Below are 7,396 nucleotides of genomic sequence, written 5' to 3'. Positions count from 1 at the left end.
CCCCCCCCCCGCGCCCCGCGCGCCCCCGCCCCCCCCCCCCCGCCCCCCCCCCCCCCCCCCCCCCCCCCCCCCCCCCCCCCCCCCCCCCCCCCCCCCCCCCCCCCCCCCCCCCCCCCCCCCCCCCCCCCCCCCCCCGCTACCACCGAGGTTGCCGCGAGATCGGGTTCGGCCCGTCTACCCCTCGCCGGCTTCCGCGGCCGCCGCGGCCTGCGCTTCCTTCATCTCCCGGGCCCACAGCCATTCGTGACCCCAATAGCTGTCGGCGGTGATCTCCTCGGCCGTGTAATAGGCCTCGTCGACGGGCCGGCCGCCGGTGCCGTACTCGATATCCCAGCCGCCGGGTACCCGCACGTAGAAGGAGATCATCTTGTCGTTCGTATGCCGGCCCAGCGTCGAGGACACCGGGAAATCACGGGCCATCACCTGGTCGTAGGCGCGGCCGACCGCGTCGAGTTCGTCCACCTCGACCATGACGTGGATCAGTCCCGGATCACGCCCCTCCATACTGGGCATGATCGCGAGGCTGTGGTGGCGTCGATTGACACCCATGAACCGGATCCGCAGCGGACCGGCTTCCGGCGGTGCCGGCATCCGGAAAGCGCCGCGGGACAGGAATCCCAGCGTTTCGGTGTAGAAGGCGAACGATTCGTCGAAATTCGTCGTCGGCATCACCACATGCCCCAAGCCCTGATCACCGGTGACGAACTTCTGCCCGTATTTGGTGAGCACCGGACTGTGCTCGAGCACGGGCCCGTAGAAGAATTCCAGCGGGGTACCGCCGGGATCCTTCATACAGATACCGGCCTCGACCTTGCGCCGGTCGGCCAGTTCCTGCGACATCGGCGTATACGCGCAACCGGCCGCCTCCAAGGTGGCGATCAGCCGGCGCAGCGCGGGCGCGTCCCGGACCTCCCAGCCGACCGCGGTCACCCGGTCGACGTCACCGCGTTCGACGGTGATACGCGAGGCGCGCTCGTCCATGCGGAAGTGCAGGGCGTCGGTTTCGTCACCGAAACCGGGTGCGAATCCCAGTACCTCGAACCCGAGTTCGCGCCAGCGATCCATATCCGTGGCCTGAACCCGTACATAACCGAGCGCTTTGATTTCCGTCATCGTGTATCCGTATTCCTTTCCGGGGCCGGTCAGATCATCACGCGCAGTGGCCCCTCGGGGACCTCCACTCCGAGCGACGCCATGGCCGCCGCGTGATAGGTGGTGCTGGTGACGTGGATTGCGTGGTGCAGGCCGGCGTGCGCGTCACGCCAGAACCGCTGGAGTGCGTTGTCCATCCGCAGCGCGTTACCGCCGGCCCGGTCGAAGATCTCGTCGGCGGCGCGGACCGCGCGCCAGGCGGCGCGGATCTGATCGCGGCGTACCGCGGCGCGGGCTTCGAAATCGATCTCCTCGCCGCGGTCGACCTTGTCCCAGATGCGGTCCACATTGGCCAGCAGCTGCTGGCGGGCCCCATCGATTTCCGACGCCGATTCACCGAGCGCGTGCAGGACGTACGGATCGTCCTTGACCAGCGTCCCGGTCGCACCGACGCGGTTGCGCTGATAGTCGACCCCGGCCGCGAGCACACCTTCGCAGATACCGATGGTGGCGGCGGTGATGCCCAGCGGGAACATGGTGGACCAGGGCATCTTGTACAGGGTTTCGGTGACCCCGTACTCCTTGGCCGCGGTCCCGTCGATCACCTTGTCCGACTCCATCACCCGATAGTCCGGGATGAAGGCATTCTTCACGACGATGTCCTTGCTGCCCGTACCACGCAGACCGACCACGTCCCAGGAATCCGCCACGATCTCGTAATCGGAACGGGGCAGGATCACGTGCAGGCTCTTCGGCGGCATCAGCGGTGCGCCGTCGGCACCGCCCACCATCGCGCCGAGGAAGATCCAGTCGCAGTGGTCGGTGCCGGAGGAGAACTGCCAGCGGCCGTTCATGACATATCCGCCGTCGGTCGGCACGGCGATACCCGCCGGCATGTACGGCGAGGCCTGCCAGGTATCGGTGTCGGTGCCGAGGATTTCCTCCTGCACCTTCGGGTCGGCAAAAGCGAGCTGCCACGGATGGACACCGACGATGCCGCCGACCCAGCCGGCGGAACCGTAGATGCTCGCGGTCTTCATAACGGTTTCGGCGAACTCGCGCGGATGCGCCTCGTAGCCGTTGTACTTCTTGCGCTGCAACAGCCTGATCAGCCCGGCATCCTTCAGGCCTTTGGCCATATCGTCGGGCAGACGGCCGAGGGATTCGCCTTCGTCGGCGCCGGCACGGATCTCGTCGGCGATGGCGACGATCTTGTCGAGTACTTCGTAGGACATCGGAGCTCCTGGTCCGGGTAATGGAAATAGTGGGGTGAGTGGTCAGGACGACGCGGCTCGCCCGGAACACGACGGGGTCGGTGCCGAACGCGGCGATCTCATTCGGGTGGCCGTCGCAGAAGTCACGGGCCGGACCGAGGCAGCGCCGGACCCCGCACGTCGCGTGCAGCCGGCGCACCGGTGTCGAAGACACGGACCCGAGCGCCGGTGTCTGTCGTGGGGCTCACGATACCTCCTGGTCAAGTGATTGCGACCGCGGAACTCGTCGCAGTGGGTCCACCTTCGCAGCCGGTGGCGCCGTGTGATACGAACCTCCTGCTCAGTGGGATCCTTTTCCGACCGGCCTCGAAACGCGGTACAGAGGGGGGGCGGGTCCTGGGATGACCGGACCGCCCCGCACCGTTCTCGCGCGCCAGGATGCCGCAGTGGTCGTGAACGATCTCTTCACAGACCGGGCCGAACGGGTGGCCGCGAAGACCGTCGCCGAGGCCGAGCTCGGTGGGAATCCGGATCACGACGGCCACCAGATCGCCACCGCGATCACCAGCAGCGGTAGACCGATAGCGATCACGAACCCGGCGACGACCGGAACGCTCACGGCGACACCTTCCCGTATGCCCAGCGAGCGAAGCTGAGGCGTGGCAGGACGGTCTCCACATCCGCAACGTCCATGACCCGATTCAACTCCAGCGGGCCGAGATGATCGGGGGCGGGAAGAATGACGACCTCTGCCCCGGCATTGCGCGCCTGGTCGGCCACGGACAGCACCGAGCGTTCGTCCGGCCAGCTGAGGTCGTAGCGGAGTCTGGAGTCGCGCCGAACGTATGCCTATCTCCGGGACGTGCGGGCACGGCTTACCCCATATCGTGAGATCCCGGCAATCGAGGAGTTCCGTCGGCAGGTGACGAGGGCTACGACAGTGTGAGCGCCCGGTACACGCCCACCACGGTCGCTGCGCCGACGATCTCGCCGCGGTCGATCATTTCCACGGCTTTGCCGAGTGATACCCACCGAATCGTCTCGGCCTCGTTGATGTCCGGTCGGGTATCGGCGTGGTCGACATATCCGCCGGGCAGTTCCCATACCCACTGGTCGATGATCCAACGGTGCCGGTACATCAGCAGTATCTCCCGGGCGTCGTTGAGCACCAGAGTCATCGCGCATCGCGGCATACGCGCGACGTATTGGGTGAACTCCACGCCATCGGGAAGTCGAATATCCGCTGTCGACAACCGGATGTGCCGATTCTCGTCGATCAGCCGCTCACCGAGAATTGTCCACTGGGTATCGCTCACAGCTTCGACGGTAGTGGATCCGGAGCGACCCGGCCGCGCCGCAACATGAACATCCCCGAGCAATGTGGGCGGCAGTATCAGCCCAGGACAGGGGTGTAGGTGCGGGCGTCGCTGACGAACTCGGGTTTGCCGTAAGTGGCCAACCGGCGTTCGATCAGCTTGACGAGGTAGCGGTCGACGGCGGGGGCGAGTAGCGGGATGCGCGCGGCGCGGTCCACGAGCAGGAGGCGGCCGAGGATGAAGGGGGCGGTTGCCGCGATCCGGGCGAAATCGGCCGGGCCGAGCGTGACTCCCAAGCCACGGGCGATGCGCAGGCTGCCGCGGCAGAACGCCAGGACGAAACCGGCCTTGCTGTAACTCTTCTCGACCGCGTCGGCCATCCGGTCGAATCGGGTGTCGTGCGGGCGGAGGTAGGCGGCCATCGTCGAACGGATCAGTTCGCCGCAGGTGGCGTCGTCGAAGCCGTCACGGAGGAGGGCGGCGCGGGCGTGGAATACGTGGATGATCTCGGCGGGCGTGGTCGGCAGCAGTTCCTCGGGGAGGCCGAGGAGGAAGCATCGGTACCGGCTGAATTCCACTTGGGCGCGTTCCCCAGCGGTGAATTCTGTGCGTCCCTGCCGGCGCACGCGGACGGCGAGTAGGTAGAGGTCGATCATCCCGGCCGGCATCTGATCGACCTGCGGCACCGGCACCCCGTAGATATCGGTATCCCAGTGCTCGGATCGTTTCAGCGCGTTGTACCGGACCATCGAATGCATCAGCCGCACCATGGCCGCCGCTTCGAAGCCCGGGCCGTAGCGGTCGAGCGCATCGGGCAAGGTGGTGACGGCGAAGAACGACGCCGTTTCGTTGACGCGGCGGGCCGCGCGGCGGCCGGACAGCGCGCCGGTGAGCGCCATCGGCAGCGCCGCATAGGTGTTGGTGAAAGTGGCGATGAATGCACCCCTGGTCACGAAGGGGGCGAGCAGGGCGGCCGGGGTGCGCGCCGCCTTCGCGCCTTGCCGGACCAGGTCCGGGTCGAGCCAGGCGGGTGTCGCTTCCATTGCGGAGAGGAAGGCGACCAGTTCCGGTGGCGCCTCGGGGACGGCGTCGAGGCCTTCTCGGCACGCTCGGTGGACCATGCCGATCAGACTGGTCACACTGTGCTCGGCGGACAGGGCGGCGTACGGGTCGGCGACGACATCGCCGAGCATCGTGGCCGTGGACATCAGCTCGACGACGCGGTCGTCGGCCAGGATCGTGTCCCGGTCGGCGACGCCGCGCGGCAGGGACGACGGCTCGCCGGGCCCGGTCGCCAGGCGGTAGGGCTGTTTGCCGAAGTCGAGGTCACCGTAGAGGCCGGGCTGTAGCTCGCCCTGACTGCGCACACGCCGCGCAAGTTCCGGGTAGTACGTAGGCATCGCGCCCTCCAAGTAACTAACACTGTGTGAGTTAATACTCACGGACTGTTAGTTAAGCTGTCAAGCATGACTTCGCAGCAGCGACGGCGGATGCCCGCCGAGGCACGGCGCGAGCAGATCCTCGACCTCACGCAGGCGATCGTCGACACCGAGGGCTTTCATGCCGCGACCCCGAACCGCATCGCGGATGCGGCCGGTGTCAATCGTTCGTTGCTGTATCAGCTGTTCGGCGATCTCTCAGGCCTGTTCGTTGCCTTGATCGACCGCGAAGCCGGTCGCGCTGCTTCCCAATTCGCCGATGCTGTTTCCATCAGCGGCGACGACGGCACGGAAAGCAATCCCGCCCTGCGCGCCTTCGACAGCCTCCTGCACGCCGTCGATACCCGCCCCGCAACCTGGCGGCTGTTCCTGTTTCCACCACAGGGCGCTCCCCCGGCACTCTACGAACGACTCGCGCAGTCCGAGGCGGTGGTCCGTGAGTTCTTCGTCCAGCAACTCCTGCGGTTCAGTCCCGGTCTCGAGGACCCGGAGTACACGGCGCGAGTGCTCCACGCGGCCGGACGCGAACTGCTGCAACTCCGGCTCAGCGAACCCGAGGTGGCCACACACGATCGCTTACGCGCCTTGGTACGCCGACTCAATTCCGAACTGTTACAGCGGATTCGGTAACCGTCCGCGGGACAACGCCACATACTCCGGACAGCCTGGGAGCGCCGTGGGCATCAGACCCGGCGGTGGCCGTAGAACCACCGGCCCGGACCGCCGACGGCCGGAAATCGGCTCAGGCGGTCACGCGGGCCGCAGCTCCCGCATCGACCGGCATCACGGTGCCGGTGATATGCGCGCTCGCCTCATCGGCCAGATACAGCACCGCCCGGGTCACCTCGAAAGGATCGAGGAACGGCACCGGCTGCGCGTGCAGCGTCGAGAAGATCGGTTCGGCATCGGCAAGAGTGGGAGATTCCAGGTCCGGCCGCATCTTCCGATACAAGGCGTCGTTCTGCGCCATCGGAGTCGCGATATTGCCCGGCGCGACCACGTTCGCCGTCACACCGTGCGGAGCAAGATCGAGCGCCACGCTCTTCGTCATCCCGATAACCCCCCACTTCGACGCACAGTAGGCGGCCTGCCCCGGCGCCGCGCCACGACCGAGCATCGAACTGATCGTGATGATCCGCCCATAGCTTCGCGAGATCATGCCGGGGGCAACAGCGGCGACGGTATTGAACACACCCGTCAGGTTCGTACCGATCACCTCGGCCCAGTGGCCGTCGAACGCCTCCTGGATAGGCGCACCGGCCGACACACCGGCATTGGCGATCGCGATATCGATTCCGCCGAATTCCGACTCGGCCCGGGCCACCAGCGCTTGCAGGGCTGCCTCGTCTGCGGTGTCGGCTTGTTCGGCGATGCAGCGCCGGCCCGTCGCTTCGACCAGCGCCTTGGTCTCCGCGAGTTCGTCCTTGCGCCCCATCGCGTAAACGACCGCCGGCACGTCCTCGCAACGGTCGCAGATCACCACATCGGCGCCGCGTTCGGCCAGTGCGACGGCATGCGCTCGGCCCTGACCTCGTGCGGCACCGGTGACCAGCGCGATACGGCCCGTGAAATCGTTCATAACTTCCTCCTGATACACCCCGGACGGGGCCGGAATTGCCGGCTGCCACCGCGGCAGCGCCGCCTCATGGTCGTTTCATTTCGAAGAATTCCGGAGGTCACACGTCTACCACGGCCGCAGTCGGCGCGATGGGCTGATTCCGCACGGTGGGATTGCCGGCTGCTCCGGCCACCGCCGCACCGGCAGCGTGCGCTAGGAGGAGCCACCACCGAGAACCGCGTGACGGTCCCCCAACTCGATATCGATCACGAAAGTTCGTTCGGCAATCCGCCACCCCTGCTCCGTCCGGGTCAGCCTGTCCCGATACACGCCCACACATTCGTAGGTGAGGTTCGAGTTCTCGCCGGCACCGATATGCAATACCCGGGCCTTGCAGATCGAGGTGGCAGTATCACCGTCGATATCGATGACGTGGTTGCCGAGCAGGTGCTGGGAGGGGCCGCACCGATCCAGGAAGGACCGGATCATCGCCACGATCTCCGGGCGGCCACGCACCGCGGGCGCCGCGGCGGCGCCGTAGCGGGCCACGGCATCCGGTGCGAATACCTCGTCGAGCCGGGGCCAGTTCCGCTCGTCGAGCGCATAGGTATATCGGTTCACCGTATCGGCGATGGCGTCACGGTCGGGTTTCATCGGCCCACGGGGCGAGGATTCGGACGAAGAAGTCACCCTCGGATCGTAGGCCGCGGATAGCACGCGTTCCGGCCGCTGATCCCGGTGATCGGGAGCTACCGCGGTACCCGGCGCGCGGCGTGG

General features: G+C 67.0%; 8 protein-coding genes. 2 read left to right on the top strand and 6 right to left on the bottom strand.

All coding sequences use genetic code 11. The annotated features are described in order from the left end of the window. Positions 1-174: 174 nt before the first annotated feature. Complete coding sequence (locus tag QH196_RS32220; RefSeq protein WP_280419627.1) at positions 175-1,113, bottom strand: VOC family protein; 939 nt, start codon at positions 1,111-1,113, stop codon at positions 175-177. 29 nt (positions 1,114-1,142) lie between these two features. Then, entirely contained in the window at positions 1,143-2,327 is a 1,185-nt protein-coding gene (locus QH196_RS32215; RefSeq protein ID WP_280419626.1) for an acyl-CoA dehydrogenase family protein, read from the bottom strand. A 380-nt stretch (positions 2,328-2,707) separates the two neighbouring features. On the opposite strand from QH196_RS32215, the gene QH196_RS32210 reads away from it, so the two are divergent. Then, the gene (locus QH196_RS32210; protein ID WP_280419625.1) at positions 2,708-2,962 is read left to right on the top strand and encodes a hypothetical protein; all 255 of its coding nucleotides are present in this window, start codon (positions 2,708-2,710) and stop codon (positions 2,960-2,962) included. Positions 2,963-3,238: 276 nt separating this feature from the next. Here QH196_RS32210 and QH196_RS32205 read toward each other — a convergent pair whose 3' ends face one another. Next, entirely contained in the window at positions 3,239-3,622 is a 384-nt protein-coding gene (locus tag QH196_RS32205; protein WP_280419624.1) for a hypothetical protein, read from the bottom strand. Between the two features lie 77 nt (positions 3,623-3,699). Beyond that, the gene (locus QH196_RS32200) at positions 3,700-5,022 is read right to left on the bottom strand and encodes an oxygenase MpaB family protein (RefSeq protein WP_280419623.1); all 1,323 of its coding nucleotides are present in this window, start codon (positions 5,020-5,022) and stop codon (positions 3,700-3,702) included. Positions 5,023-5,112: 90 nt separating this feature from the next. Between QH196_RS32200 and QH196_RS32195 the strand changes: the two genes are divergently transcribed. Continuing rightward, a complete protein-coding gene (locus QH196_RS32195; protein WP_280419628.1) occupies positions 5,113-5,691 on the top strand; it encodes a TetR/AcrR family transcriptional regulator in 579 nt (192 codons plus the stop codon). A gap of 112 nt (positions 5,692-5,803) precedes the next feature. On the opposite strand, the gene QH196_RS32190 is transcribed toward QH196_RS32195, so the two are convergent. Together QH196_RS32190 and QH196_RS32185 are read right to left on the bottom strand one after the other, a co-directional pair. Continuing rightward, positions 5,804-6,640, bottom strand: a complete 837-nt coding sequence (locus QH196_RS32190) for a mycofactocin-coupled SDR family oxidoreductase (protein WP_280419622.1) — start codon at positions 6,638-6,640, stop codon at positions 5,804-5,806. Positions 6,641-6,832: 192 nt separating this feature from the next. Then, positions 6,833-7,309: a nuclear transport factor 2 family protein gene (locus tag QH196_RS32185; protein WP_280419621.1), complete on the bottom strand. Its 477-nt coding sequence runs from the start codon at positions 7,307-7,309 to the stop codon at positions 6,833-6,835. Positions 7,310-7,396 lie beyond the last annotated feature (87 nt).

This window comes from Nocardia carnea, from assembly GCF_029868325.1.
GTDB classification, from domain to species: domain Bacteria; phylum Actinomycetota; class Actinomycetes; order Mycobacteriales; family Mycobacteriaceae; genus Nocardia; species Nocardia carnea_C.
The sequence above is the reverse complement of the archived record's forward strand: the minus strand, read 5'-3'. Positions and strand labels throughout refer to the sequence as shown.

Coding starts and splice junctions, on each gene's coding strand:
- QH196_RS32215 (WP_280419626.1), bottom strand. CDS start 2,327: ATGTCCTACGAAGTACTCGACAAGATCGTCGCCATCGCCGACGAGATC.
- QH196_RS32190 (WP_280419622.1), bottom strand. CDS start 6,640: ATGAACGATTTCACGGGCCGTATCGCGCTGGTCACCGGTGCCGCACGA.
- QH196_RS32220 (WP_280419627.1), bottom strand. CDS start 1,113: ATGACGGAAATCAAAGCGCTCGGTTATGTACGGGTTCAGGCCACGGAT.
- QH196_RS32210 (WP_280419625.1), top strand. CDS start 2,708: ATGACCGGACCGCCCCGCACCGTTCTCGCGCGCCAGGATGCCGCAGTG.
- QH196_RS32195 (WP_280419628.1), top strand. CDS start 5,113: ATGCCCGCCGAGGCACGGCGCGAGCAGATCCTCGACCTCACGCAGGCG.
- QH196_RS32200 (WP_280419623.1), bottom strand. CDS start 5,022: ATGCCTACGTACTACCCGGAACTTGCGCGGCGTGTGCGCAGTCAGGGC.